This is a genomic window from Streptomyces sp. BI87 (assembly GCF_025957665.1).
GTDB lineage: Bacteria > Actinomycetota > Actinomycetes > Streptomycetales > Streptomycetaceae > Streptomyces > Streptomyces albidoflavus.
The window spans coordinates 5,683,628-5,709,964 of sequence record NZ_CP110079.1 but is presented as its reverse complement, the minus strand read 5'-3'; the positions used below and the strand labels follow the sequence as shown (position 1 = coordinate 5,709,964).

The 26,337-nt window shown below is 74.4% G+C and carries 24 protein-coding genes and 1 pseudogene; 12 read left to right on the top strand and 13 right to left on the bottom strand.

Annotated features, from left to right (window positions below):
* Window positions 1-2 precede the first annotated feature (2 nt).
* Window positions 3-1,217 (top strand): acyl-CoA dehydrogenase family protein, encoded by a 1,215-nt coding sequence (locus tag OIM89_RS25445; RefSeq protein WP_257203769.1) that lies wholly within the window; start codon window positions 3-5, stop codon window positions 1,215-1,217.
* A 65-nt stretch (window positions 1,218-1,282) separates the two neighbouring features.
* Here OIM89_RS25445 and OIM89_RS25440 read toward each other — a convergent pair whose 3' ends face one another.
* The 5 genes from OIM89_RS25440 to abc-f all read right to left on the bottom strand — a co-directional run bounded on the left by OIM89_RS25440 (window position 1,283) and on the right by abc-f (window position 6,956).
* Window positions 1,283-1,897 carry a TetR/AcrR family transcriptional regulator gene (locus tag OIM89_RS25440; protein WP_030696549.1) on the bottom strand — a complete coding sequence of 205 codons (615 nt, stop codon included), beginning with the start codon at window positions 1,895-1,897 and terminating at the stop codon, window positions 1,283-1,285.
* A gap of 30 nt (window positions 1,898-1,927) precedes the next feature.
* Window positions 1,928-3,625, bottom strand: a complete 1,698-nt coding sequence (locus OIM89_RS25435; protein ID WP_264491644.1) for a class I adenylate-forming enzyme family protein — start codon at window positions 3,623-3,625, stop codon at window positions 1,928-1,930.
* Window positions 3,622-4,392 carry an SDR family oxidoreductase gene (locus OIM89_RS25430; RefSeq protein WP_030696551.1) on the bottom strand — a complete coding sequence of 257 codons (771 nt, stop codon included), beginning with the start codon at window positions 4,390-4,392 and terminating at the stop codon, window positions 3,622-3,624. Before OIM89_RS25430 ends, OIM89_RS25435 begins: the two co-directional genes overlap by 4 nt.
* Before the next feature lie 249 nt (window positions 4,393-4,641).
* Complete coding sequence (locus OIM89_RS25425; RefSeq protein WP_217685829.1) at window positions 4,642-5,244, bottom strand: CatB-related O-acetyltransferase; 603 nt, start codon at window positions 5,242-5,244, stop codon at window positions 4,642-4,644.
* A gap of 92 nt (window positions 5,245-5,336) precedes the next feature.
* A complete protein-coding gene (gene abc-f / locus OIM89_RS25420; RefSeq protein WP_264491643.1) occupies window positions 5,337-6,956 on the bottom strand; it encodes a ribosomal protection-like ABC-F family protein in 1,620 nt (539 codons plus the stop codon).
* 167 nt (window positions 6,957-7,123) lie between these two features.
* Between abc-f and OIM89_RS25415 the strand changes: the two genes are divergently transcribed.
* Window positions 7,124-7,771 (top strand): TetR/AcrR family transcriptional regulator, encoded by a 648-nt coding sequence (locus OIM89_RS25415; protein WP_047469960.1) that lies wholly within the window; start codon window positions 7,124-7,126, stop codon window positions 7,769-7,771.
* A 114-nt stretch (window positions 7,772-7,885) separates the two neighbouring features.
* Window positions 7,886-9,145, top strand: coding sequence for an exo-beta-N-acetylmuramidase NamZ domain-containing protein (locus tag OIM89_RS25410; protein ID WP_047469957.1), 1,260 nt, complete (start codon window positions 7,886-7,888; stop codon window positions 9,143-9,145).
* A gap of 40 nt (window positions 9,146-9,185) precedes the next feature.
* On the opposite strand, the gene OIM89_RS25405 is transcribed toward OIM89_RS25410, so the two are convergent.
* Complete coding sequence (locus tag OIM89_RS25405; RefSeq protein ID WP_264491642.1) at window positions 9,186-12,020, bottom strand: penicillin acylase family protein; 2,835 nt, start codon at window positions 12,018-12,020, stop codon at window positions 9,186-9,188.
* Between the two features lie 293 nt (window positions 12,021-12,313).
* On the opposite strand from OIM89_RS25405, the gene OIM89_RS25400 reads away from it, so the two are divergent.
* A complete protein-coding gene (locus OIM89_RS25400; RefSeq protein WP_047469950.1) occupies window positions 12,314-12,892 on the top strand; it encodes a hypothetical protein in 579 nt (192 codons plus the stop codon).
* A 59-nt stretch (window positions 12,893-12,951) separates the two neighbouring features.
* On the opposite strand, the gene OIM89_RS25395 is transcribed toward OIM89_RS25400, so the two are convergent.
* Window positions 12,952-13,455: a hypothetical protein gene (locus OIM89_RS25395; RefSeq protein WP_030696557.1), complete on the bottom strand. Its 504-nt coding sequence runs from the start codon at window positions 13,453-13,455 to the stop codon at window positions 12,952-12,954.
* Between the two features lie 249 nt (window positions 13,456-13,704).
* Here OIM89_RS25395 and OIM89_RS25390 point away from each other — a divergent pair, with 249 nt between their 5' ends.
* Both OIM89_RS25390 and OIM89_RS25385 read left to right on the top strand, forming a co-directional pair.
* A complete protein-coding gene (locus OIM89_RS25390; protein WP_195731206.1) occupies window positions 13,705-14,007 on the top strand; it encodes a hypothetical protein in 303 nt (100 codons plus the stop codon).
* Between the two features lie 121 nt (window positions 14,008-14,128).
* Window positions 14,129-14,275, top strand: coding sequence for a hypothetical protein (locus OIM89_RS25385; RefSeq protein ID WP_157877568.1), 147 nt, complete (start codon window positions 14,129-14,131; stop codon window positions 14,273-14,275).
* A gap of 5 nt (window positions 14,276-14,280) precedes the next feature.
* On the opposite strand, the gene soxR is transcribed toward OIM89_RS25385, so the two are convergent.
* Window positions 14,281-14,745 carry a redox-sensitive transcriptional activator SoxR gene (gene soxR / locus OIM89_RS25380; protein WP_030696558.1) on the bottom strand — a complete coding sequence of 155 codons (465 nt, stop codon included), beginning with the start codon at window positions 14,743-14,745 and terminating at the stop codon, window positions 14,281-14,283.
* 160 nt (window positions 14,746-14,905) lie between these two features.
* Between soxR and OIM89_RS25375 the strand changes: the two genes are divergently transcribed.
* Window positions 14,906-15,367 (top strand): MaoC family dehydratase, encoded by a 462-nt coding sequence (locus OIM89_RS25375; protein WP_003947265.1) that lies wholly within the window; start codon window positions 14,906-14,908, stop codon window positions 15,365-15,367.
* A 52-nt stretch (window positions 15,368-15,419) separates the two neighbouring features.
* Here the strand turns inward: OIM89_RS25375 and OIM89_RS25370 are convergent, their stop codons facing one another.
* From OIM89_RS25370 to OIM89_RS25355, 4 genes and pseudogenes are all read right to left on the bottom strand, one after another.
* On the bottom strand, window positions 15,420-16,097 hold the full coding sequence (locus tag OIM89_RS25370) for a TetR/AcrR family transcriptional regulator (RefSeq protein WP_047469944.1): 678 nt from the start codon (window positions 16,095-16,097) through the stop codon (window positions 15,420-15,422).
* 116 nt (window positions 16,098-16,213) lie between these two features.
* The gene (locus OIM89_RS25365) at window positions 16,214-17,308 is read right to left on the bottom strand and encodes a zinc-binding dehydrogenase (RefSeq protein ID WP_030696560.1); all 1,095 of its coding nucleotides are present in this window, start codon (window positions 17,306-17,308) and stop codon (window positions 16,214-16,216) included.
* Between the two features lie 82 nt (window positions 17,309-17,390).
* Entirely contained in the window at window positions 17,391-18,032 is a 642-nt protein-coding gene (locus tag OIM89_RS25360) for a TetR/AcrR family transcriptional regulator (protein ID WP_030696561.1), read from the bottom strand.
* A 59-nt stretch (window positions 18,033-18,091) separates the two neighbouring features.
* A pseudogene (locus OIM89_RS25355) lies at window positions 18,092-18,619 on the bottom strand (hypothetical protein); the annotation flags it as partial.
* 86 nt (window positions 18,620-18,705) lie between these two features.
* Here OIM89_RS25355 and hmgA point away from each other — a divergent pair.
* From hmgA to OIM89_RS25335, 4 genes are all read left to right on the top strand, one after another.
* Window positions 18,706-20,028, top strand: a complete 1,323-nt coding sequence (gene hmgA / locus OIM89_RS25350) for a homogentisate 1,2-dioxygenase (protein ID WP_030696565.1) — start codon at window positions 18,706-18,708, stop codon at window positions 20,026-20,028.
* Between the two features lie 73 nt (window positions 20,029-20,101).
* On the top strand, window positions 20,102-20,848 hold the full coding sequence (locus tag OIM89_RS25345) for a GntR family transcriptional regulator (RefSeq protein WP_030696566.1): 747 nt from the start codon (window positions 20,102-20,104) through the stop codon (window positions 20,846-20,848).
* Between the two features lie 171 nt (window positions 20,849-21,019).
* Window positions 21,020-23,197 carry an RNA polymerase recycling motor ATPase HelR gene (gene helR, locus OIM89_RS25340; protein ID WP_175458837.1) on the top strand — a complete coding sequence of 726 codons (2,178 nt, stop codon included), beginning with the start codon at window positions 21,020-21,022 and terminating at the stop codon, window positions 23,195-23,197.
* A 106-nt stretch (window positions 23,198-23,303) separates the two neighbouring features.
* The gene (locus tag OIM89_RS25335) at window positions 23,304-24,455 is read left to right on the top strand and encodes a type ISP restriction/modification enzyme (RefSeq protein WP_195731523.1); all 1,152 of its coding nucleotides are present in this window, start codon (window positions 23,304-23,306) and stop codon (window positions 24,453-24,455) included.
* 143 nt (window positions 24,456-24,598) lie between these two features.
* Here OIM89_RS25335 and OIM89_RS25330 read toward each other — a convergent pair whose 3' ends face one another.
* Window positions 24,599-24,868, bottom strand: coding sequence for a hypothetical protein (locus OIM89_RS25330; protein ID WP_030696569.1), 270 nt, complete (start codon window positions 24,866-24,868; stop codon window positions 24,599-24,601).
* Window positions 24,869-25,179: 311 nt separating this feature from the next.
* Between OIM89_RS25330 and OIM89_RS25325 the strand changes: the two genes are divergently transcribed.
* A complete protein-coding gene (locus OIM89_RS25325) occupies window positions 25,180-26,295 on the top strand; it encodes a serine/threonine-protein kinase (RefSeq protein WP_078858193.1) in 1,116 nt (371 codons plus the stop codon).
* Window positions 26,296-26,337: the final 42 nt, after the last annotated feature.

Sequence of the window (26,337 nt, the reverse complement as noted above, 5' to 3'; positions counted from 1 at the left end):
CCATGGACTTCGCGTACGACGCGCGCACCGAGGAACTCCGCACGAAGCTGCTCGCCTTCATGGACGAGCACGTCCACCCGGCCGAGGCCGTCGCCGACGAGCAGCGGGCCCAGCTCACCTCCCCCTGGGACGAGCCGCCGGTGGTCGCGGAGCTGAAGGCGGAGGCGAAGCGGCAGGGCCTGTGGAACCTCTTCCTCCCCGACCGGCGGTACGGCGCCGGGCTCACCAACCTCCAGTACGCGCCGCTCGCCGAGATCACCGGCCGCTCCCCGCAGCTGGCGCCGACCGCGCTGAACTGCGCGGCGCCGGACACCGGCAACATGGAGCTGCTGGCCGAGTTCGCCGACGAGGCGCAGCGCAAGGAGTGGCTGGAGCCGCTGCTCGCCGGGGAGATCCGGTCGGCCTTCGCGATGACGGAGCCGGAGGTGGCCTCCTCGGACGCCACCAACATCACCACCCGGATCGAGCGGGACGGCGACGCGTACGTGGTCACCGGCCGCAAGTGGTACATCTCCGGGGCGATGAACCCCGACTGCAAGATCTTCATCGTCATGGGCAAGACCGACCCGGACGGCGCCGACATCCGCCGCCAGCAGTCGATGATCCTGGTCCCGCGCGACACCCCGGGCGTCACCGTCAAGCGGGCGATGCGGGTCTACGGCTACGAGGACCACTACCACGGCGGCCACGCCGAGGTGGTCTTCGACCAGGTCCGCGTCCCGGCCGCCAACCTGGTCGGCGAGGAGGGCGGGGGCTTCGCCATCGCCCAGGCCCGGCTCGGCCCCGGCCGCATCCACCACTGCATGCGGCTGATCGGCATGGCCGAGCGGGCGATCGAGCTGATGTGCCGTCGCGCGGTGGAGCGGGAGGCGTTCGGCAAGCCGCTGGCGGCGCAGGGCGTGGTCCACAACTGGATCGCGGACGCCCGGGTGACGGTTGAGCAACTGCGGCTGCTGGTGCTGAAGACGGCCTGGCTGATGGACACCGTCGGCAACCGGGGCGCGCACACCGAGATCCAGGCGATCAAGATCGCGACGCCGCGCGCCGTGGTGGACATCATCGACCGGGCGGTGCAGCTGCACGGCGCGGGCGGGGTGAGCCAGGACTTCCCGCTGGCCGAGCTGTGGGCGGCCGCCCGCACCCTGCGGCTGGCCGACGGCCCCGACGAGGTGCACCAGCGCTCGTTGGCCCGCCGGGAGCTGAAGCAGTACCGCTGATCCGGCAGCAGCACGAAGGCCCCGCCCTTTCCAGGGCGGGGCCTTCGTGCTGCTGCCTTGTGGGCTCAGGCGCCCGGGTGGGTGAGGGCGCGCAGGAGCAGGTCGGCGAGGTGGGTGGCGACCTGCTGCGGGGTGAGCGGGCCGTCGGGGCGGTACCAGGTGGAGAGGTGGTGGACGGAGCCGAAGTGGTAGTCGACGACCAGGTCGGCGGGGATGTCGCGGGTGAACACCCCGGCCTGCTGGCCCTCCTCGACCAGGGCGCGGAACCGCTCGTGGTAGCGCCGCCGCTCGGCCCGGACCTGCTTGTTCTTCTCCGGGCTCAGCTGGTGCATGGAGCGGAAGAAGATGGAGGCGTCGTCGAGGTTCTCGATGGTGGTGACGACGACGTCGGCGGCGGCCGCGCGCAGCCGCTCCTCTACGGGCTCCTGGGAGCCCGCGTACATGTCCAGGCGCTCCTGCTGGAGTCTCAGGAGGCGGGCGTAGACCTCCTGGAGGAGGTCCTCCTTGGAGCCGAAGTAGTGGTAGAGGGCGCCCTTGGTGACGCCGGCCGCCTCGACGATCTCCTGGACGGAGGTCCGGTCGTACCCCTGGTCGGCGAAGAGGCGGGTGGCGGCGGCCAGCAGCCGCCGGGGTACGGGCGTGCCGTCGCCCTCCGGGTTTCCGGGCGTGTTCTGGGGCACTGCGCGCCGCCACCTTCCTCGTCGCTGCCGCTAGACGCGGCCTTCGGTCTCGTTGCCGCCGGAACCGGCGCCACTGGGTGAACGCAGTTCCCGCCGGAGGATCTTCCCACTGGACGTCTTCGGCAGCTCGGGCAGGACCCGCACCTCGCGCGGATACTTGTACGCGGCGAGCCGCTCCTTGCAGTGGGCGACCAGGTCGGCGGGGTCCGCCTCGGCCCGCAGGCTGACGTAGGCACGGACGGTCTCGCCCCGGTAGGGGTCGGGGACGCCGACGACGGCGGCCTCGCGGACGGCCGGGTGGGTGTAGAGGACGTCCTCGACCTCGCGCGGCCAGACCTTGAAGCCCGAGGCGTTGATCATGTCCTTCTTGCGGTCGACGACGTAGAGCCAGCCCTCGCGGTCCATGAAGCCGATGTCCCCGGTGCGCAGCTCGCCGCCGGGGAAGGTCTCGGCGGTGGCCTCGGGGCGGCGCCAGTAGCCGGGGACGACCTGGGGGCCGCGTACCGCGATCTCGCCCTGTTCGCCGAAGGGCACCTCGTGGCCCTCGGGGTCGAGGATGCGCACCACCGAGTCGGGGCCGGGGACGCCGACGGCGAGGGTGCCGGAGACCGGGTCGACGGGGGCCTCGCGGCCGGTGGGGACGGAGGCGCAGGGGGCGGTGCACTCGGTGAGGCCGTAGCCGTTGTGCAGGTACGGGCCGAAGCCGGCGCGGAACTTCTCGACCAGGGCGGGCGGCAGCGGGGCGCCGCCGGAGGAGATGAGGACGAAGGAGGAGAAGTGGCCCGGGGTGGCGGCGGGGTGGGCCGCGAGCGCCATGAAGGCGGTGGCGGGGCCGACCGTGTACGCCGGGCGGTGCTCGGCGAGGGCGTCGAGGACGGTACCGGGCTCGAACCGGTACGCCAGCGCCAGGGTGCCGCCGTTGAGGACGCAGGCGGCGAACTGGGCGACCATCCCGGTGATGTGGAAGAGCGGGGCGAGGGCGAAGTAGGTGGAGCCCTCGGGGATGCGGGAGCCGGTGCGCTGGCGTTCGGCGTTGTAGGTGATGTTGCCGTGGGTGTTGGTGGCGCCCTTGGGGGTGCCGCTGGTGCCCGAGGTGTAGCTGATGAGGGCGATGTCCTCGGCGGTGCGCTCGCGTCCCTCGGGGGCGCGGTGCCCGGCGCGGGCGACGGTCAGCAGGTCCTCGGTGTCGGCGGGCGCCGGAACGGGCTGGAAGCTGAGCACCCGCTCGTCGTCGCGGCTCTGGAGCTGCCGCTCGTCGGCGGTGAGGACGAGGCGTACGGCGGTCCCGGCGGCGGTCTCGCGCAGGTACGCCTCCCAGGTGCGGTCGGCGCAGACCAGGCCGCTGACCTCGGCGTCGGCCAGGACGTGGGCGACCTCGGCGGACTTGTACATCGGGTTGACCGGGACGACGACGCCGCCGGCCTTCCAGACACCGAGGACGGCGAGGACGTAGTGCGGGCTGTTCTGGAGCATCACGGCGACGCGGTCGCCGGGGCCGAGGCCGTGGGCGGCGAGGTGTCCGGCGACGGAGTCGCTGAGCAGGTCGGCCTCGCGGAAGTCGATCCGGCCGTCGAAGTAGGCGAGGGCGATGCGCTCCGGGTGGCGGGCGGCGCCCGCGCGGAAGGCGTGGCCGACGGTGGGAGGGGGTGCGACGGGCGCCTTCTGGACGTCGTCGAGGAGTGCGAGCCACGGCTTGGTGTCGTAGCCGTGGCGGGGAGCGGTCGTCATCGGCCTGCTCCTTCCCAGGTCTGCTGAAGGTGGTTCATGGAGCCGAGCCAGCGCTCGGGGTCCTTGGCGCGGGCCGCGTAGTACCCGGCGACCTCGGGGTGCGGAAGGATGAGGAAGCGGTCCTCGGTGATGCCCGCGAGGAGGGCGTCGGCGACGTCCTCGGGGTCGATGGCCGTGGGGGCGAGGACCAGGTCGCCGGCGGAACCGGCGGCGGTGAGCATGTCGGTGCGCACGCCCTGCGGGCAGATGGCGTGGACCTTCAGGCCGCGGTGGCGGTAGGTCAGCGAGAGCCATTCGGCGAAGGCGTACGCGCCGTGCTTGGAGACGCTGTACGGGGCGGCGCCGATCATGGTGAGCAGGCCGGCGGCCGAGACGGTGGAGACGAAGCGGCCGTGGCCGCGCTCCAGCCAGCCGGGGAGCAGGGCGCGGGCGGCGCGGACGTGGGCCATGACGTTGACGTCCCAGGCCGCCGCCCAGATCTCCTCCTCGGCCTCCTCGGTGCCCGGGGAGGTCAGGCCGGCGTTGGCGCACCAGGTGTCGACGGTGCCGCCGAGGGCGTCGCGGGCGGCGTCCACCACGGTGGAGGCGTCGCCCCAGACCGGGAGGGCGCCGGTGCGCTCGGCCGCCTCCTTCGTGCGGGTCTCGTCCAGGTCGTTGACGACGACGCGGGCGCCCTCGCGGACGAAGCGCTCGGCGAGGGCGGCGCCGATGCCGCCCGCGGCTCCGGTGACGACGATTCCTGTTCCGTGCACGGAGGAGGTGTCCACGTGGCTCCCAATCAGCGATCTGCCTGCGGCTGGCCTTGGCAGACTAACCAGTCGGTATGTGATTGGGAAGAGCTGGGGATGCGGGCTGGGTCTGCCACCGCGCCCGGCCGCTGCTGGTGGCCTCAGACGTCGGCCGGGCTCGAAAAGACGGCCTCAAGCACCGGCCGGGCTGTAAGTGATCGGCCCTGGCTTCGGGGTGTCGGCACGGGCTTGGGGTGGTCGGCCCGGGGCGTCAGTGGGGAGCCGCCGTCAGCGGGGTGCTGCTGCCTCCAGGGCGTCGATGGTGCCGGACATGAGGGTGGGGAGGTGGGTGGTGAGGTGGTCCAGGGGCCAGTTCCACCAGGCGAGGGCGAGAAGGCGGGCGGTGTCCTCCTCGTCGTAGCGGTGGCGGATGACGCGGGCGGGGTTGCCGCCGGCGACGGTGTAGTCGGGGATGTCGCGGGTGACGACGGAGCCGGCGGCGACGATCGCTCCGTGGCCGATGCGGACGCCGGGCATGACGGTGGTGCCGTGGCCGATCCAGACGTCGTTGCCGATCACGGTGTCGCCGCGGACGGGCAGGTCGGCGAGGACGCCGCGGTGGTCGGTCCAGGAGCCGCCCATCATCGGGAAGGGGAAGGTGGACGGGCCGTCCATGCGGTGGTTGGCGCCGTTCATGAGGAACCGCACGCCCGTCGCCAGCGCGCAGAACTTGCCGATGACCAGCTTCTCCGGGCCGTAGTGGTAGAGGACGTTGCGGGTCTCGAAGGCGGTCGGGTCGTCGGGGTCGTCGTAGTAGGAGAACTCACCCACCTCGATGAGCGGGGAGGTGACGAGGGGCTTGAGGAGCACGACGCGCGGCTGGCCCTCCATCGGGTGCAGCACGGTGGGGTCGGCGGGGGCGGGGAACGGGGGCACGGGTGAGCGTCCTTCCGGTGGTGCGGGAGTCAGGGGTGTGACGGGATTCAGCGGGCGGCGGCCGCCGGGGCGGGGGCTTCGAGGGTGAGGCGGTCGCCGCGCCAGCGGCGGCGGAGGCGGCGGTCGTGGCTGACGACGACGAGGGCGCCCGCGTAGCCGTCGAGCGCGGCCTCGACCTCCTCGGCCAGGGCGGGCGAGAGGTGGTTGGTCGGCTCGTCCAGCAGCAGGACGTCGGCCGGGCGGCTGAGGAGCCGCGCGAGGGCGAGGCGGCGGCGCTGCCCGGTGGAGAGGCGGCCCACCGGCACGGCGAGCTGCTCCCCGGTGAACAGGCCGAGGGAGAGCAGGTGCTCGGTGTGGTCGGCGGGCAGACCCGGCAGGCCGCGGGCGAAGGCGGCCAGAACGGTCCGGTCCGGGTCGCCCGCCGGCGGCTCCTGGGCGAGGTGGCCGACGCGGCCGCGCCGGGTGACCGTCCCGGAGCCGGGGGCCAGTTCCCCGGCGAGGACCTGGAGGAGGGTGGACTTGCCCGCGCCGTTCTCCCCCGTGACCAGCAGGCGGTCACCGGCCGCGAGGGTGAGGCCGGTGCGCTCCAGCCGGCCCGGGACCGCGACGCCGGACGCCTCCAGCAGGGCGCCCTCCAGGCGGCCCGTCCGCAGGACCGGGGTGAAGCGCAGGGGCTCCGGGGGCTGCGGGACCGGGTCGGCCAGCAGGCGGCGCAGCCGTTCCTCGGCGTTGCGGACCCGGGCGGCCACGGAGTGCTGCACGCGGCCGCCCGCCCGGTCGTAGGCCATCTTGTTGCTGTCCCTCATGGAGCGGCCGTGGGCGACCCGGCGGGCGGTGGTCGCCGCCGCCTCGCGGAGCCCGGCGGCCTCGGCGCGCCACTGCTCGTACTCCTGGACCCAGCGCCGCCGGGCGGCGGCCTTCTCGGCGAGGTGGCCCGCGTAGCCGCCGCCGTGGCGGACGACGGTGCGGCGGTCGGCGTCCACCTCCAGCAGGCTGGTGGCCACGCGTTCGAGGAAGTCCCGGTCGTGGGAGACGGCGACGGTGGTGCCGCGCCGGGTGCGCAGGTGCTCCTCCAGCCAGTGCAGGGCGGCGGCGTCGAGGTGGTTGGTGGGCTCGTCGAGGAGCAGGATCTCCGGCGCGCCCGCCAGCAGCGCGGCCAGCCGCAGCCGGACCTGCTCGCCGCCGGAGAGCGTGCCTACGGCGCGGTCGCGGTCGACCAGGCGCAGGCCGAGGCCGCGCAGGGCACGCTCCGCCCGGGCGTCGGCCTCGTAGCCGCCGCGCAGTTCGAAGGCGGTCAGCAGGTCGCCGTACTCGGCCAGGGCCGACGCGTCGCCCGCGGCCATCGCGGCCTCCAGGTGGCGCAGACGGCGCTCGGCGGCCCGTAGTCCGGCGAGACCCCGGTCGAGGACCTGCTGAACGGTCATCGCCTCGGGCAGCTGCTCCTCCTGGGCGAGGTGACCCACGCCGCCGGACGCCTGGACGACGATCTCGCCCTCGTCGGGGCGGTCCACCCCGGCGAGGAGGCGCAACAGGGTGCTCTTGCCGGAGCCGTTCTCGCCGATGATGCCGGTGCGCTCACCCGCGCCGAGGGAGCAGGCGACCGAGGAGAGGACGGGGCGGCCGTCGAAGGACTTGCTGACGTCGCGCGCGGTGATCTGTACGGGCATGCGGGTTCTCCGAAACGTTCGAGGACGGGGCGGCCTGGGGCCGGACGGCCGGGGGAACGCTTCGCAGGAACATCGATCACTCCACTAGTGCGACAACTGATGCATTAGGATGCTGACACAGCGGCGGCGCCCGCGCAACGGATATCGGCGAGGAGTGGCGGACCACGATGACTTCCGAGACAGCCGGCCCGCAGCCGGCCCCGCCTCCGGGCCCCCGTCCCCGCCCCGGGGGCCGCACGGCCCGCACGCGGCGGCAGGTGCTCGACGCGGTCCTCGCGGAGCTGGGCGCGCACGGGTACGACGGGCTCACCGTGGAGGCGGTCGCGGCCCGGGCGGGCGTGCACCGCACCACGGTGTACCGGCGCTGGCGGGATGTGGGCGGACTCCTCGCCGACGTGCTGGACGCGGCCGGCACGGACGACTGGGGTCCCCCGGACACCGGCTCGCTGGAGGACGACCTGACCGGGCTGAACGAGGAGATCCACGACGCCCTGACGGCGCGGCCGCCCGTCGTCCCGGCGCTGATCGCCGCCTCGTTCCGCTCCCCGCAGGCGGCCGAGGCGCAGCGGCGCCTGTGGGACGACCGGTACGCGCGCTGCGAGGTGGTGGTGGAACGGGCCCTCGCGCGCGGCGACCTCCCGGCGGGGACCGAGGCCCGGCCCCTGCTCGTCGCGGCCACCGCACCCCTCTACCACCAGCTGCTCCTCCTCGGCACCGCCCCCGACCCGCAGCTGGCGCGCCGCGCGGCGCGGGCCACGGCGCTCGCGGCGGCGGCGGGCGCCTTCACCGGGCGGCAGCCGGCCGCGGACACCTGAGGCCCCTGGGCCGCTTGAGCGGAATGCGATCGTCCGGCGCGGGTTCGTTCCCTGGGGGCGCTCGGCGCGTTAGCGTGCGTGCACATGACAGCCCCGCACCCCGGAGGTCCGCGCATGACCCTGTCCCGACGCAGTCTCCTCGCCGCCACCACGGCAGCCGGGGCCCTGACGGCCACCGCCGCGGCCCCCGCCCTGGCGCAGGGCGGTCCGCCGGGACGGGGCGGGCGCGGGCTGCGCACCGGCTTCGAGCAGCTGGCCGACGGCGGCTACCGGGTGCTGGCCGGACAGAAGGTCGGCGTGGTCACCAACCCGACCGGCGTCACCCGCGAGGTGCGGCACGTCGTCGACGTGATGCACGCCGACCGCCGCGTCGATCTGCGCGCCGTCTTCGGTCCCGAACACGGCTTCCGGGGTACCGCGCAGGCCGGGGGTTCCGAGGGCCGCTACGACGACCCGGCGACCGGGCTGCCGGTCTACGACACGTACCTGGCCTCGGGCCAGAAGCTCGCCGACATCTTCACCGAGTCGGGCGTGGACACCGTCGTCTTCGACATCCAGGACGCGGGCGCCCGCTTCTACACGTACATCTGGACGCTGTACGACTGCATGGAGGCGGCGGCGCTCGCCGGCAAGCGGTTCGTGGTGCTGGACCGGCCCAATCCGCTGACCGGCCGGGAGGCGCTGGGCCCGGTGCTGCACAAGGAGTTCGCGACCTTCGTGGGGCGCGAGCCCATCTCGCAGGCGCACGGGATGACCGTGGCGGAGCTGGCGGGGCTCTTCAACGGGGAGTTCCTGGCCCGGCCCGTCGAGCTGGAGACGGTCCGCATGACCGGCTGGCGGCGGGACGACTTCTACGACGCCTCGGGGCTGCCCTGGGTGCCGCCGAGCCCCAACATGCCGACCCCCGAGACCGCCGTGGTCTACGCGGGCACCTGCCTCTTCGAGGGCACCAACCTCTCCGAGGGACGCGGCACCACCCGCCCGTTCGAGCTGATCGGCGCCGAGGGCATCGACCACGCCTGGGCGGCCGCCGCCAACAAGCTGCGCCTGAAGGGTGTGCACTTCCGCGAGGCGTACTTCGCGCCGGTCTTCTCCAAGTTCCAGGGGGTGACGGTCGGCGGGGTCCAGGTGCACGTCCACGACCGGGAGGTCTTCGACCCGGTACGGACCGGGATCGGGCTGCTGGTGACGGCGCGCCAGGTCTGGCCGGGCTTCGCCTGGCGCGAGGACAACTGGATCGACAAGCTCACCGGTTCCCCCCAGGTCCGCACCGCGATCGACGCGGGCGCGACCACCGACGAGGTGGTGGCGGGCTGGCGCGCCGAGCTGGCGGAGTTCCGGCGGACGCGGCGGAAGTACCTGCTCTACCGCTGAGCCGCGCCGCCGTGTTCAGGGAGTGCGGTGCGGGTGTGGGTCAGCGGTGGCTCGGGAACTCCACCACCTGCTGGTAGGTCGGACGGTTCTGCCACTGGATGTTCTTGTGGGTGAGGCCGCCCACGGCACGCTGGACGATGCTGTCGGCGCACCACTGGTCGCCCGCCTCGCAGGTGTCGTCACCGGGGTAGACCTCCTCGGCCGGGGTCGCGGCGGCCTCGGCGAGGGTGGTCAGCAGGACCTTGCGGCAGGCCTCGCGGTCGCCGTCGCCGCAGTAGGCGACGCCGGGGCCGCCCTCGACGGGCTCGCCGAGGACCCGGCGCAGATCCTTGTCGACATAGCCCCACCAGCCGTTCTGGAAGGCCGACCCGGCGTGCGAGCCGGTCGGTCCGTGCCCGGCGGACGGTGTCTCGTCGACGGTCAGTTCACCGGTGAGGGCGGTGTACAGCTCCTCGCCGAGGCCCGGTTCGAAGGAGGCCCGCACCAGCTTCGGCCACCAGGCGTCCATGATCCGCACCGCGTCGGAATGGGCGTACGTCTTGGAGCCGGCCGCGCTCTGGTTGCGCGGGGACCCGGCCGCCTGCCAGGCCCGTAGCTGCTGGACGGCCTTGGTGGTCTCGGGGCTGTCGCCGCCGCCGAGGAGCTTCAGCAGTTCGGGCAGCACCTGCTCGCCGCGGAGATCGGTGACGCCGGCCTCGGCCATCGCCCGGGTGAGCGAGGCGCGGGTGACCGAGCCGGTCTCGACCAGCTTCTTCACCCGGCCGTCGAGCAGGTCGCCCCGGTGCACCGCGCCGTGGCTGAAGTTGGCGGCGGAGTATCCCTTGGCCTGCTTGTTGTTCCAGGAGATGTAGTAGTCCTGGTTGACCGACTGGGGGTGTTCGGCGGGCGGGGTCTGGTCGGAGGTGTGGGTGGCCGGGTCGTACCCCTGCCACTCGTACTCCGGCTCGCCGCGCACCGGAAGGGCCGCGTCGACGCCCTCGGCCCGGACGGGGTTGCCGCCGCTGTTGTAGTAGGCGGTGTCCCGCGAGTCGGCGTAGAACCAGTTGAAGGCGTAGTTGATGTGCTGGGCGGCCTCCTGGAAGGAGGCCACGTCGGTCACCTGGCCGGGGTCGTTGAGCATCTGGAAGCCGATGATGGAGTCGGCCTCGTGCCCGTAGGTGGAGCGGAGCTGGGTGTAGGCGACGGGGGTGCCGTCGACGGTGGCGCGGTGGGTGACGATGCCGAGCTTGGTCCGGTACACCTGGAGGCGGTAGGAGCCCTTGGCGGTGGAGTCGGCGAGGCTGGGCTTCCAGGCGTTGGTCTTCTCCAGCTTCTCCATGGGCAGGCACTCGCCCCGGAAGCGGTAGTGGACGGCGTCCTTGCCGGGGGCCGAGCCGTCCGGGGAGCAGAGTTCGACGGCGTAGGTGTCGGTGATGTCCTGGCCGGCGGAGGTCGCGCTCCAGGAGTAGTCCTGGCCGCGCCCGAGCTGGACGTACATGCCGACACCGGCGAAGGAGACGCCGCGGGCGCTGATGCCCGGGCCCTGGAGCTCCTGCATCATCAGCAGCTGGGGCGCGAAGTAGCCGGTCTGCGGGCCGAAGACGGCGACCGGGTGGCCGGAGGCGGTGTGCTCGCCGGAGACCACCAGGGCGTTGGACATGCCCCGGTCGCTGGAGAACAGGTCGGCCGGGAGCACGCCGTCGTCGTACATGCCCTGGAGGGGTTTCAGCTCGGCGGGGGCCTTCACCGGGTCCTTGGCGGGGTTCTTCTGCGCGGCCGAGCCGGTGCGGTCGTACACGACCTGCTCGCGGGTGACCGAGCCCTTGTCGGGCAGCGCCTGGCCGCGCGCCCGCTCCGGTTTGCCGGCGTACGGGAAGGAGGTGCCGTCGGTGACGGTCAGCACCGTCTCGGGGTCCTCGCGGCCGCGGAACCCCTCCCATATCTCGGTGCCCTTCGCCACGCCGTACTTCTGCTGCGCGGCGAGGAGGGAGAGGGCGGCCTCGACCTCGCCGCCGCCGCCGTTGCCGAAGAGACCGCCGACCACCGAGGCCAGCGCGATCAGGTCGGTCAGCTTGAACGGCTCGATCTCGCCGATGTTGGTGACCGCGCCGATCTTGCCGGTGAGCACGTACTCGCCGGGGAAGGTACGGCTCTTCTTCGCCTTGGCGCGGTAGGCGTTGAGCCCGTCGATGTACGCCTGGGCGTCGGCCATCGCCTGCCTGCCGCGCTCGCCGCCGTGGTCGCGGATGTAGGCGACCTGCGCCTCCAGGTCCTCCTCGGTGTACGGCGCCTCGGGCCAGAACTGCTGCTCCAGGCCCTGGTTGGCCTCGGCGCCGCCCGCGAAGGGCGTCAGCTCGCCACGGCCGACGTGCCGGAAGAGGTCGATGAGCCAGAGCCGGTCCTGCCCGGCCGCGTACCCGGCGCCGAACTCGGTGCCGTAGCGGGTGGTGCCCTTGATGTGCGGCACCCCGGTCTTCTTGTCGCGGGTGATCGTCACGTCCTCGCGGGGCCTGATGACGGAAGCGACCTGGTCCTCGGGGACGCCGAAGGAGGCGTCCTGGAAGAAGTCGGAGAGCTTGTCGTCGGTGAGCGAGCCGTAACCGGAGGCGAGCGCGTCGTACGGCGCGAGCTGGTCGTCGGCGTGCTTGGGCTGGGTGCCGAGCGCCCGGTTGGCGAGGATCTCGACGAGGGTGGCGCTGCCGTTGTTGCCCGGCGGCAGGATGTCCAGGCAGTTGTCGCCGCAGTGGTCGGCGACCGGCGGCGGGTCGTCGGCGGCGGCCGGTGGGAGCGGGGAGAGCAGCCCCGCGGTGAGGGCGAGCACAGCGGTGGCCGTGACGGCCACCGCCCGGCCGGCCAGTGAGGTGCGTGGGGCGTGTCTGGGCGTGCGCCGTCGCATACCTGATCCTCCCGACGATGGTGAGCCGGAGGTTACCGCCGGTAGGGCCAGGGCTGAAGGTGAACATGCGTCACTTTTTCCGAATCCCCACACACCGTGGATGGCCGGGACACGCCCCTGTCGGGCACGAAAGCGGAATGCAGGGCGTCGGGACGAATGGAGCCGTTTCGACGGCGCATACGTCCCTGTAACGACCTCGCTCCGACCGCACTCCGCCCGGGCCCCCCTCCGCGGCTCCCGGACGGCGGCGGTCCGGGGCGGAGCCGGCGTTCCGATCACGGAGGTGCACCACCATGGCTGGTTTCCGGAGTCTGGCGAGACAGGTCCGCGACCCCCGATGCGACCTGGCCCTGCGCCGCTACTCCCTGCGCAAGTGCCTCGAACGATTCGCCCCCTACGGCCACCGGGCCACCTGGGACCACCTGTGCTCCCGGCACGGCTTCGGCCCCGAGGACCGGTCACCCGATCCCGCCCGGCTGGAGGCGGCCCTGACCGAGGTGGAGGAGGCGCGGGACCTCTGGCTCGCCCACGAGGCACGCTTCGCCGCCCGCCGGCGCCGCGAGAAGCACGACGGGCTGCGCCGCCCGGCCGGCGTCGACACCTGGCAGCGCCGCACCGGCAGCGGCTACGCCCTCGCCTGGTGCGACAACCCCCGCCTGCACCCCTCCCTCCCCCTCGCCGAGGTGCTGCGCCGCCTCCTGGACGCCCTCGACCGGGAACCCGGCACCGGCTGCCCCGTCTGCGCCACCCCCCACCTGGCCTGGGGCGAGGGTCCCGAACCGCACTGCGTCCACTGCGGCATCAGCGTCCCGCGCGAACTGCTCACCCCCCGGGCGCTCACCCAGGTCGCCACTCCCCTGCTCGCGGCCTGAGCGACCCGGCCCCGGCCGCGCCCCGAGGGCGGCGGGGGCCGCGCCCGGCACGGCGCCGGTCACTCCGGCACGTGCACGTCCGTCTGTACGGCCAGCTTGAACTCGGCGAGGGTCAGCGCCGCGGGCACCGGCACGTCACCCGCTGCCCTGGCGGTGACCTTCAGGCCGAGCGGGGTGTCCTTCCGGACGAACATCTGCCACACGTACGTCCGGAACTGGTTGCCCCCGGTCGGCGCCGAGTCGGTGGTCGCCGTGGAGTCGTACCCGGTCGAGCTCCCCAGCGGGTCCCGCACGAACCGGGCCCGGTACTCCACGGGCCGGCTGTCCGGCGCCCAGAACACCAGCGCCGAGACGGTCCCCCACCCGTCGTGGCTCGGCACGATCAGCCCCGACTCCGGGTCGGGGTACGCCTTCCCCGGGTCGTGCATCCCCCACGGGTCGTACGACTCCTCGCTCTCCTCGTACGGAAATCGCACCAGGTGGTAGCCGTCGCTGTCGTAGACGATGCGCTGGCTTCCGGTCCGGGCGGCTTCCCACTTCAACGAGCAGACGGCCACTCCCATACGGCTCTCCCTCCCTCAGAATCGGCGTCTTCGCCCCTTACGTACCCGCGCCGCCCCGCGCTCCACCGGACGATGGGGGTACGCCTCGGGGCGCGCGCCCCGGTGAACACGCCGTCCCGGCGGGCGACATGAGGCCCGCGCCCCACCCTTCCCCGGCGGCGCAACGCCCTCCCGGCCTGGGCCACCCGCCCCCGGGCGGACGCGTCCTGTCCGTTCGAGGGAGACGGAACCGTCGTGACAGCGCCCGCCATGGCGGACCGAAGTCTCCCGCCCTCCTTCCGGAGGTTCTGGGCCTCCGCGGCCGCGGCCAACGCCGCCGACGCCATCCGTGCCGGGGCTCTGCCGCTGATCGCCGTCGCCGTCTCCGAGGACGCCTTCCCGGTCGCGCTGATCGCCGCGTGCCAGCAAGGTGCCTGGCTGGTGTTCGGGCTCGGCGCGGGGCTGGCCGCCGACCGGCTGCCGCCCGCCCGCGAGGAGCGGCCCCGCTGCTGCCGGCCGTCGCGGTCGCGGCGAGCGGGACCACCGCCGTCACCGCCGCGATGCTGGCGCTGAGCAGCGGCGGCTTCGCCCTGTGGAACGTGGTGGCGCTCTCCACCCGCCAGCGCGAGGCGCCCCGGGAGCTGCGGGGCCGGGTACGGGTGCGCACCGGGTCGCCCTCTTCGGCAGCGGCACGGTGGGCGCCCTCACCGGCGGCCTGCTCGCCGACTCCTTCGGCCTGACCGCCCCGTTCCCCCTGGCGGGGGCCCTGGTGATGGTCGCCGCGGCCGGAGTGGCGGTGGCCTCCCACCGGACCCGGCGGCCCCGGCCACCCCGGCCCTGAGCCTCCTACGACTTCCGCCGCGCCCCCATCAGCCGCGACCCCGTCAGCGACGCGCCCACCGTGTCGTCCGGGTTGGACAGGACGCAGGTCTCCAGGGAGAGGCAGCCGCAGCCGATGCAGTCGGTGAGGTGGTCTCGCAGGCGGTGCAACTGGTTGATGCGCTCGTCGAGTTCGGCGCGCCAGACATGCGAGAGGCGGGCCCAGTCCTCATGGGTCGGGGTGCGTTCCTCGGGGAGTTCGGCGAGGGCGTCGCGGATGGTGGCCAGCGGGATGCCGACGCGCTGGGCCGCGCGGACGAAGGCGACCCGGCGCAGGGTGTCGCGGTGGTAGCGACGCTGGTTGCCCGAGGTGCGGCGGCTGGAGATGAGCCCCTTGGCCTCGTAGAAGTGCAGGGCGGAGACGGCGGCCCCGCTGCGCGCGGAGAGCTGCCCGACGGTGAGCTCGTGGATCTTCTGCGGAATCTGCGGCACCCGCCCGACCCTACGCGGCGCGGGTGAACGCCGGGCCCACGGGCGGGCCCAGTGACGGGCGGGGGGAACCGGCGGGCCGGTGGGGCGTTTCATTGACAGCCGGAGACGGCCGGTCCATGCTGAGCAAGCGCTTAGACATGTGGATGAGAGAGGTCGGGACATGGCAGAACCGAGGATCTTCGCATCGGTCGACGAGCTGCGCGCGGCCGTCGGTGAACAGCTGGGGCACACCGACTGGCTGGAGATCGAGCAGAAGCGGATCGACCAGTTCGCCGAGGCGACCGGCGACCACCAGTGGATTCACGTCGATCCCGAGCAGGCGAAGGAGGGCCCGTTCGGCACCACCATCGCGCACGGATACCTGACGCTCTCGCTGCTGCCCGTCTTCGGCCCGCAGCTCATCTCCGTCGAGGGCGTCCGGATGGGCGTCAACTACGGCGTGAACAAGGTCCGCTTCCCCGCCCCCGTCCCGGTCGGCTCGCGGCTGCGCGCCACCGCGCAGGTCACCGAGGTGGGCGAGGTCACCGGCGGCATCCAGGTCACCACCGTCTTCACCGTGGAGCGCGAGGGCGGCGACAAGCCGGTCTGCGTCGCCGAGGCGGTCGTCCGCTACTACCTCTGAGCGATGTGTCTGCGGCCCGGGGGCGCCTCACGCTCCCGGGCCGTACGCCTGCTCACTTCTCGCCGGCGCCGACCATCCGCAGGACCAGGCCGGCGTAGAGCGCGCCGATCTCCTCGGGGGTGCGGGTGCCGCCGACCTTGAACCAGCGGGCCACGTCGATGCAGAGGGAGATCACCGCGAGGGTGGTGCCGGGGATGTCGGGGACCTCGAACTCGCCGTCCCGGACGCCGTCGGAGATCATCTCGCGGACCGCCGCGTCGGTGCCCCGGCGCAGCTCGACGATCTCGGCGCGGTGCTCGGGCCCGAGCGCGTCCAGTTCGTACTGGACGACACGGGCCGTGGTGTGGCGCAGGGCGTGCCAGCCCACGAAGGAACGGACGGCGCGGTCCAGCCGTTCGGCCGCCGTGCCCCCGCTGTCGGCCGCGTCCCGCATGATCTTCAGCGCCCGGTCGTGGCCGATGCGGCTGATGCGGTGCAGCAGCTCCTCCTTGGTCTTGTAGTGGATGTAGAGGGCGGCGGGGCTCATCCCCGCCCGTCCGGCGATGTCGCGGGTGGTCGTGGCGTGGTAGCCGCGTTCGGCGAAGGCGTCGACGGCGGCGACCAGCAGCCTGCGGGCCGCGTCCGGGGTCACCTCGGCCCAGGCCGCGTCGTCCGGCTCACCGGCCGTCTCCCCGGCGCTCTCGACCACAACCTCGTCGGACCCCTCGGGGTCCCGCTCCACCGCACTCATGCCCAGCCCTTCCCTCCGTACCGGTGCCACACCCTACCCCCGACGCTGAGCAAGCGCTTAGCGTGCGCGGCCGGGAGAGGGGCGCCCGGCACCCGCCGGGCGCCGGGCGCCCGGCCTCATCGGCCCGCCTGCCCGAACTCCACCAGGGCCCGGCCGCCCTTGCCCGCGGCCATCCGCTCGAAGGCGCTGGGGATGTCGTCCAGCCCGATCCGGTCGGTCACCATCGAGGCGAGGTCGAGCCGCCCGGCCCGGATGTGCTCGGCGAGGACCGGCAGGTCGCGGACGGGGTCGGAGTTGCCGTAGACGCAGCCGGAGAGGGTGCGGCCCCAGTGGAAGAGTTCCAGGGCGTTGAAGGTGACCTGCTGGTCGGTGCCGCCGATGCCGACGACGGTGGTGCGGCCGCCGCGCCGGGTCGACTCCCAGGCGGTCCTGATGGTGGTGGCCCGCCCCACGCACTCGATCGCCACGTCGGCCCCCTCGCCGCCGGTCAGGGCGCGGATCTCCTTGGCCGTGGTGTCGGAGGCGAGGACGAACTCGGTGGCGCCGGCCTGGTGGGCCAGGTCGCGCTTGGCCTCGGAGACGTCCACGGCGATCACCGCGCCGGCCCCGGCGATACGGGCGGACTGGAGGACGGCGAGGCCGACTCCCCCGACGCCGAAGACCACGACGGACTCGCCCTGCCGTACGCGGGCGTTGTGGTGGACGGCGCCGTAGCCGGTGAGGACGGCGCAGCCGAGCAGGGCGGCGTCGGTGAGCGGCACCCCGTCGGGGACGGGCAGCACGCAGTTCTCCTCGACGACGGTCTCCTCGGCGAAGGCCGCGACGTTCAGGCCGGGGTGCAGGACGGTGCCGTCGGGCCGGTGGGCGTGGACCCGGGCGGCACCGGCGAGGGCGTTGCGGCAGAGCCACACCTCGCCCCGGCCGCAGGCCCCGCAGTCGCCGCAGGAGGGCGCCCAGTTGAGGACGACGCCGTCGCCGGGGGCGACCGAGGTGACGCCCTCGCCGACGGAGACGACGGTTCCGGCGCCCTCGTGGCCGAGGACGGCCGGGACGGGGACGGCCATGGTGCCGTTGGTCAGGGACAGGTCGGAGTGGCAGACCCCGGCGGCGGCGAGCCTGATCCGCACCTGGCCGGGGCCGGGGTCGGGCAGGTCGATCTCACCGGTGGTGAGGGCGGAGCCGGTGGCGGGCAGGAAGGCGGCACGGACCACGTCGAGTTCTCCCGGCTACTGGGCGAGGGTGGGCGGCGGCCAACCTAACGCCCCGCCCTCGGCCCGCACCAGGGGTCACCGGTCAGCCGTCCTGCCGCCCGGGCGGCCGGTCGAAGGTGTGCGCGAAGTAGGCGTGCAGCAGGGTGCGGGTCTCCTTGACGAGGGCCTCGTCGCCCGCCGGGTCGGTGCGGAAGGCCAGGTGGAGCAGGGAGTCGGTGGCCTCGACGCCGACCAGGACGGCGCGGCGCAGGGCGTCGTCGAGCGGGCGGCCGAGGTGCGCCGCGAGGAGCGCCGCGACCCGGTCGGCCACCTGGTGGTTGGCGTGCGGTTCGCCGTCGGTGGGCGGGGCGGGCACACCGAAGTCGATGAGGGTGAAGCCGGGAACGGTCCGCTTCATCGTCAGGTACTCGTCCAGGCAGGCGTCGACGGCGCCGCGCCAGTCGGACCCGTCGACCTCGCCGACGCGGCGGGCGATGCGGTCGGCGTACCGGTCGAGGTTGCGGTGGGCCAGGGCGTCGGCCAGGGCGCGCTTGTTGTCGAAGAACCGGTAGACGGAGCCGATCGGGACCTGGGCGCGGTCGGCGACGGCGCGGGTGGTGAGCTGTTCGTAGCCGACCTCGTCGAGGAGGTCGGCGCAGGCGTCGAGGATGCGGACGAGCCGTTCGGCGCTGCGCTGCTGGACGGGAGCGCGGCGCAGGGAGGTGAGGTGCTGCACGGGGTCCATGGTGCCCTCCCGGCTGCCGCCCGCGCGAGCGTCGGGCGGGGGCGGGCTGCGCGGGAACCTCAGGCGACGAGCAGGCCGAGGCCGCCCAGGGTGTACGTGATCATGAGGACGAGGAGCGGGATCTGACCGCTGACGGCGCGCTCGGGCGGCTGGAGCCGGACGGCCCGGTCGTGCGCGGCGACGACGCCGAGCACATGACCGGTGACGACGGCGCAGACCTGAAGGGCCGCCAGGGCGCCAGGTTCCAGGGGCGGTTCGGGTACGGGCCCCGGGCCGGCCCCCACGGCGAGGGCGAGGGCGCGGGGCGCCTCGGTGGTGAAGAGCGTGAAGTAGTGGGCGACGAGGTAGCCGAGCGCCACCGGCACCAGGCTGTGGGCGAAGGCGGCCCCGGCGCCCCGGACCCGGGTGGCGGCGGTGCACAGCGCGTAGACGGCCCCGGTCACGCCGATCACCGCGAGGAGCCCGAGGGTGGCGGTCGGGGTGCGGCCCAGCGGCGAGGTCTGGAGGGCGCCGGTCGGGGTGCGGCCCAGCGGCGAGGTCTGGAGGGCGCCGGTCCAGCCGGCGGTGCCGGAGAAACCGTCGTACGCACGGACCCGTCCGCTCGGAGGCTTGTCACCGACCCTCCGCAATCCTATGGTGATACAGAGGAATCGGCGGACGAGGGAGTCACCAGATGAGCGCTGACGGACACGCACCGGCCACCCCGGCCTACCTGACCGGTTTCGGCAACGAGCACAGCTCCGAGGCGGTCCCCGGCGCCCTCCCCGAGGGTCGCAACTCCCCGCAGCGCGCCCCGCTCGGCCTCTACGCCGAGCAGCTGAGCGGCACCGCCTTCACCGAGCCCCGCGCCCACAACCGCCGCTCCTGGCTCTACCGCATCCGCCCCTCGGCCGCCCACCCCGCCTTCGTCCGGGTGGAGAACGGCACGCTGCACGGCGGCCCGTTCACCGACGCCGCCCCCGACCCCAACCGGATGCGCTGGGACCCGCTGCCCGACCCGGCCCCCGGCACCGACTTCCTGGCCGGCCTGTGGACCCTCGGCGGCAACGGCGACCCGGCCCGCCGCGAGGGCATGGCCGTCCACCTCTACGCCGCCGACACCTCGATGGAGCGGGTCTTCTCCGACGCCGACGGCGAACTGCTGATCGTCCCTCAGGAGGGCACGCTGCGGCTGCGCACCGAGTTCGGCGTGCTGGTCGCCGGGCCCGGCGAGATCGCGCTGATCCCGCGCGGCGTCCGCTTCCGCGCGGAACTGGCCGGCGCCCCGGCCCGCGGCTACGTCTGCGAGAACTTCGGCCGCCCCTTCCAGCTCCCCGACCTCGGCCCGATCGGCGCCAACGGGCTGGCCAACCCGAGGGACTTCCGCGCCCCGGTCGCCGCCTACGAGGAGGTGGAGGAGCCCGTCGAGGTCGTCACCAAGTACTGCGGCAACCTCTGGCAGGCCACCTACGGCCACTCCCCCCTGGACGTCGTCGCCTGGCACGGCAACCACGTCCCGTACGTCTACGACCTGCGCCGGTTCAACGTCATCGGCTCGATCAGCTACGACCACCCCGACCCCTCGATCTTCACCGTGCTCACCTCGCCCTCGGACACCCCGGGCCTGGCCGGCGTCGACTTCGTCGCCTTCGCCCCGCGCTGGCTGGTCGGCGAGGACACCTTCCGCCCGCCGTACTTCCACCGGAACGTGATGAGCGAGTACATGGGGCTGATCGACGGCGCCTACGACGCCAAGCGCGGCGGCGCCGGCGGCTTCGTCCCCGGCGGCGGCTCGCTGCACCCGATGATGTCGGCGCACGGCCCCGACCGGGACACCTTCGAGAAGGCGTCGGCGGCCGAGCTGCGGCCGCAGAAGGTCGACGACGGGCTGGCCTTCATGTTCGAGACGCGCTGGCCGATCCTGCCGACCGCGCAGGCGGCCGGCGCCGCCCACCGCCAGCAGGGGTACGACGGGGTGTGGCAGGGCCTGGAGCGACACTGGGGAACTGCGGGATGATCCCCTGACCCACTTGTGGCCCGGCCGCCCGCACCGGCGGCCGGCCCGCCCGCCCCGTCCTCCCGGAGAAGCCGTGACCGCATTCGCACCGGACTCCATCGTCCTGAACCGGAAACTGCCCCTCTGGTACCAGGTCTCGCAGTCCCTGCGGGCCTCCATACTCGGCCGCTCCCCCGGCGACCCGCTGCGGCTGCCCACCGAGGAGCAGCTCGCCGCCCACTACGGCGTCAGCGTGCTGACCATGCGGCAGGCGCTCAAGGAGCTGGAGGACGAGGGGCTCATCACCCGCCACCGCAGACGCGGCACCTTCATCGAGCCCAGCGCCCGCCAGGGCGCCCCGGTCCGCCTGCTCGGCTCGGTGGACGCCATCGTCGCCCAGCAGTCCGGCATGCGCGCCCGCCTGCTCGACCACGGCCCGGCGCCCGTTCCCGCCGACCTGGCCGAACACTTTCCCGGGCGCGGCGAGGTGACGGCGTACCACCGGCTGCGCCACGACGAGGAGACGGGCGAGCCGACCAACCACGCCCGCAACTACCTCCCTCCGGAGATCGCGGCCCGGGTCGACCCCGCCGAGCTGGAGATGCGGCCGATGACCAAGGTGCTGCGGGACACCGTCGGCCTCACCATCGCCCGCATCACCGACACGGTCGAGGCCCGCCTCGCCGACCCGGAGACGGCCCGCCTGCTCGACGTGCCGCTGCTCAGTCCGATCCTGCACTACACGGGGGTCACCGTGGACGAGGAGGGCCGCACGCTCGACGTGACCCGTATCCACTACCGGGGGGACCGGTTCTCGTTCACGGTCACGCTGGACGCCTAGGCGGGCCGGGGCGCCGGGAGAAAAGCCGGGGCAAGAAGAAAGGCAACGAGCGCGTCGGCGCTCCTTGCCACTCTCAACGTATAGCTCATGGGGGGCCTTGCGGCAAGGCCCCCTCCACCAGGCAGAATCACGGGCCGTCGCCCGATCCTGCCGAAATGAGTGATTCCCGTAGTGCCTACCCCTTCGCCCGTCCCCGGGGCGGACTCCCCGGCCGCCTTCACCGCCTTCGCCCTCCCCGCCCGCCTGGCGGCCAAGGCCGACCCGGCGCTGACCGGCGGCGACGACCGCCACTTCGCCGCCGTCACGGCCGCCCTGGAGCAGTCGGTCGCCGAGCTGACCGCGAGCCTGGACGCCGCGCTCCGCTCCCCCGGCGGCGCCGGGCGGGCCGCGATGGACCGGGACACCGAGGTGCACCGCCTCGGGGCGCGGCTGCGGACCCTGCGCCGTTTCGGCCTCGACCTCTGCCTCGGCCACTTCGTCCGGGAGGACGACCCCGAGCCGGTGTACATCGGCCGCCTCGGCCTCACCGACGGCGACGGCCGCCGCCTGCTGACCGACTGGCGCTCCCCCGCCGCCGAGCCGTTCTTCGCGGCGACCCACGCCCGCCCGATGGGCCTGGCCAGCCGCCGCAGGTACCGCTGGAGCGGCGGGCTGATCAGCGACTACTGGGACGAGGTGTTCACCGCCGACGCCTTGGAGGGGCACGCCGCCCTGGACGACCAGTCGGCCTTCCTCGCTTCCCTGGGCGGCCACCGCTCGGACCGGATGCGCGACGTGCTCGCCACCATCCAGGCCGACCAGGACGCGATCATCCGCGCGGGCTCCCGGGGCACCCTGGTGGTGGACGGCGGCCCGGGCACCGGCAAGACGGTCGTCGCCCTGCACCGCGCCGCCCACCTCCTCTACGCCGACCCGCGCCTGGGCCACCGGCGCGGCGGCGTCCTCGTCGTCGGCCCGCACCAGCCGTACCTGAACTACGTGGACGACGTGCTGCCCAGCCTCGGCGAGGAGGGCGTGCGCACCTGCACCCTGCGCGACCTGGTCCCCGAGGGTGCCGCCGCCGGGCCCGAGGCCGACCCGGAGGTGGCCCGGCTGAAGTCCTCGGCCGCGATGGTGCGGGCGATCGAACCGGCCGTCGCCCTGTACGAGGAGCCGCCCACCGAGGGCATGGAGGTCGTCACGCACTGGTCCACGCTCTGGCTGAGCGCCGCCGACTGGGCCGCCGCCTTCGACGCGGTGGAGCCCGGCACCCCGCACAACGAGGCCCGCGGCCAGATCCGCGACGAACTCCTCGCCATCCTGGCGGACCAGGACGAGAGCGACGCCCCGCCCGCGCTGCTCCGCCGCTCGCTCCTCGGCAACCGGAAGCTGATCGGCGCCCTCAACCGGGCGTGGCCGATCATCGAGGCGACCGACCTGGTGGGTGACCTTTGGACCGTCCCCGCCTATCTGCGCCGCTGCGCCCCGCACCTGGCCATCGAGGAGATCCGTGCGCTGCAACGCCCCGTGCCGGACGCCTGGACCCTCTCGGACCTGCCGCTCCTGGACGCCGCCCGGCAGCGCCTCGGCGACCCCGGATCCTCCGTACGCAAGCTGCGCCAGGACGCCGCCGTCGCCGCCGAGCGGGAGCGGAGGGCCGTCGTGGTCGACACCCTGGTGCGGGCCGACGACGACGGGGAGGGCGCGGTGACGATGCTCCTCCACGACGACCTCCAGTCCACCCTTGTCGACGAGGGGGCGCTGCCGGGGGCCGAGCGGGAGCCGTTGCAGGGCCCGTTCGCGCACATCGTCGTGGACGAGGCGCAGGAGCTGACGGACGCCGAATGGCAGATGCTGCGTTCACGCTGTCCCTCGCGGAGCTTCACCGTCGTCGGCGACCGCGCCCAGGCCCGGCACGGCTTCGCCGCCACCTGGCCCGAGCGGCTGGAGCGGGCCGGGCTCGACCGGATCACGGTGGCCTCGCTCGGCGTCAACTACCGGACCCCCAGCGAGGTGATGGCCGAGGCCGAGCAGGTCATCCGCGCCGCGCTCCCCGACGCCAACGTCCCGTCCTCCGTGCGCAGCACCGGCGTCCCCGTCCACCACGGCCCGGTCTCCGACCGCGACGCCCTCCTCGACGCCTGGCTGGCCGAGCACGCCGAGGGCGTCGCCTGCGTCATCGGCGACCCGGCCTTCACGGCCACCTCCCGCGTCCGCTCGCTCACCCCGGAGCTGGCGAAGGGGCTGGAGTTCGACCTGGTCGTCCTGGTCGGCCCGGAGCGGTTCGGCGAGGGCGTCGAGGGCGCCGTCGACCGCTACGTGGCGATGACCCGCGCGACCCAGCGCCTGGCCGTCCTCACGGGCCCCTGACGCCCCCGACGGTCGGCGGGGCCGGGAGGGCGGTTTGTACGATGCGGGCATGAGCGAGCGAGGGGGCGGCGGAGACGGCCGGCGGGGTGTGCGGCTGGCGGAGTTGATGCCCTGGTCGGTGGCGCCCTGGCGGCCGGGCCGCGACTGGCCGCTGGCGGCCGAGCCCGGGACGCTGCGGCTCCGCTGGCGGGCGCTGGCCGAGGCGGAGGGCGAGCGGCGTGAGGCGCTCTTCGGCCCGACCCGGGCCCGCACCACCCGCTCCTCCGTCGCGCCGCTGCCCGGCCGCACCACCGCCACCGTCCGCCTCGCCCGCGACCCGGGCCCGTGCCCCGAACCGGTCCGCGTCCTCGACGGCCCCTTCGACGCCCGGTGGCTCCTGCCCGACCACCGGATCCTCGACACCGCCCGGCCCGAACTGTGGCGAGCCCATGGCCCCCACTCCCGCTACCTGCTGGAGACCGGCCCCGGCGGCCCCCCGCTCCTCGCCACCGCCCTGCTGCCGACCGGCCGCAACCCGTACGGCCGGGCCCGCCCGGTCCGCCCCCTGCACCGCGGCCCCGACCCTGCCGACCCCAACCTCGCCCCTGGCCTTCTCCCGTACTTGGCCGAGGAGTTGGGCCTGCCGGTGAGTGCCGAGGACGTCTTCGCCTGGATCGTGTGCGCCGCCGTGCCCGGGGCGGGCGGCTGCGAGGTCCCGCTGCCCCGGCGGGCGGGGGAGTGGGAGGCCGGCGTGGCCTGGGGCACCGCCGCCCTCGCCCTGCTCGCCCCGCTCGACGGTGCCCGCCCCCGCCTGCCCGGCGGCCGGCGGCCCTACGTCCGGGCGCCGCTCGTCCCCGTCGCGGCGGGCGAGGAGGGGCCGTACCCGGTGGCGTACGACGCGGAGAGCGAGAGCCTGCTGGTCGGGGGCGGGCGGATCGCGCCGGTGCCGCCGGGGGCCTGGGAGGTCACCTGTGGCGGGGTGCGGGTGGTGGAGGCATGGGTGGCGCGGCGGGCGGCGGTGGGGGCGCCGGGCACGCTGGAGGGGCTGGCGCCCGGCGAGTGGCCGCAGGAGCGGACCCGGGAGCTGCTGGAGCTGATCACGGTGCTGGCGCTGCTGGCCGAGGCGGAGGCGAGCCGCCCGGAGGTGGCGGGGCCGGTGCTCGGCGAGGCGGAACTGCGGGCGGCGGGGGTGCTGCCGGTCCCGGCGGCGGCGCGGCGGCCCGGCCCGGTCCTGGCGGTGCGCGAGGAGGGACCCGAGGGGCAGTCCGCCCTGTGGTGAGCGGGCCCGGGCAAGAAGAAACCGCCGGGCGGGGCGCGACCAAGTGCCGGGGAGTGGTGGCACAGCTGCTGCGCCCCGAACCGGACGGTGTCTGGAACAGGGGGAGGGGGAGGCCGGCCGGAGTGTTGACGGCCGGCCCGGGGTCAGTGGCCGCCGAACAGCGACCTGCGCAGCCGCCTGAGCGGTGCGAACAGTGATACCCGACTGACCCGCGCACCCCTGCCGGTGCGATCGTGCGCGGCATTCCGTGAGGTGAGCTCACGCATCAGCGTCGTCGCCTCGGCCGTCTCGCGCTGCGGGACGGCGGGACCGCCCAGCACCGAGAGATGGCGGTCGAGGCGCGAACTGGTCGCGCTGCTCCCGCACGTGATCGCAGGCACTCGCGGCCTGCTGCGCACAGTTATCTGTTCCATGTCACTCCCCACCCGTACGAGGGCACCCGGCCCCGGGCAGGGCAACCCTATCGCCCTTGGGGTCCGCGCCGGTATCCCGGGCACGGGATCGGCCCTGCCCGCAAGGTTGTTGACGGCTACCCACCCGTGACCGGGACATGTCGCGCCGGACCGCTGTGACGCTGCGTGAAGCGGCGTGCGAGCGCCGGGAGCGGACCCCGGCGCATCCGCGCGGGGGCGGGCGCGCGCGGGAATCACCAGCGCGGCGGCGCTGCGGATACGCCCTCACGGGGTACTTGTGTGAGAAATGGCGCTCCCCCCACGGAGGGTTCATGAACACATCGGGTACGTCGGGCAGGCAGGGCAGGGCGGGCGGCGAAGGACACGGAGCGCCGCCGGCGGCGCGCGGGCGGCTGCTGGCCGGGCGGTACCGGCTCGTCGGGGAGCTGGGCCGGGGCGGCATGGGGACGGTCTGGCGGGCGCGGGACGAGACGCTGCGCCGCGAGGTGGCCCTCAAGGAGGTGAGCGTGCCGTTCGGCCTCCCCGAGGAGGACGTGGCCCGGCTCCACGCGCGTCTGGAGCGGGAGGCCCGGGCGGCGGGACGGATCGAGCACCCGGGCGTGGCCGAGGTGTTCGACGTCGTACGCCAGGACGGGCGGCCGTGGATCGTGATGGAGCTGGTGCGCGGGATCACCCTCCAGGACGTGCTGGAGGCGGACGGGCCGCTGGAGCCGGAGCGGGCCGCCTCGGTCGGCGCCCAGGTGCTCTCGGCACTGCGGGCGGCGCACGGCGCGGGGGTGCTGCACCGGGACGTGAAACCGGCCAATGTCCTGCTCGCCCTCGACGGGCGGGTGGTGCTCACCGATTTCGGCAGTTCGCTGGTGGAGGGCGGGGAGGAACTGACGGACGCGGGTGAGGTGGTGGGGTCGCCCGAGTACCTGGCCCCGGAGCGGGCGCTGGAGGCGGAGCCGGGCCCGGCCTCGGACCTGTGGGCGCTCGGGGTGCTGCTCTTCGCCTCGGTGGAGGGGCGGACCCCGTTCCGCCGTGAGACGGCCCTCGCGACGCTGGGCGCGGCGGTGGACGACGCGCTTCCGGCGCCGGGCCGGGCGGGTCCGCTGCGGCCGGTGATCGAGGGGCTGCTGCGCAAGCACCCGGACGACCGGCTGAGCGCGGCGGAGGCCGAGCGGCTGCTGCGCCGGGTGGCGGGCGGGTCGCGGTCGCGGGGCGGCGGTGCGGCCGCGGTCCCGGGGGCGCGGGAGGGGCGGCGCGGCGGCGGTGGGCGCGACGGGAGTGGCGGTCCTGCGGAACGTCGCTCCGGGCGGGGGCGTGAGGCGTCCGGGGCGGGACGCGGGCCCCGGTCGGGTGGCCGGAAGGCGCCGGTCCTGGTGGCGGTGGCGGCCCTGCTGGTGCTGCTGGCGGCCGGAGCGGGGTACCTGCTGGGCGGGTGAGCACCGGGGGGGGGAACGCCGGGAGGAGGCCCCGCGTGGTGG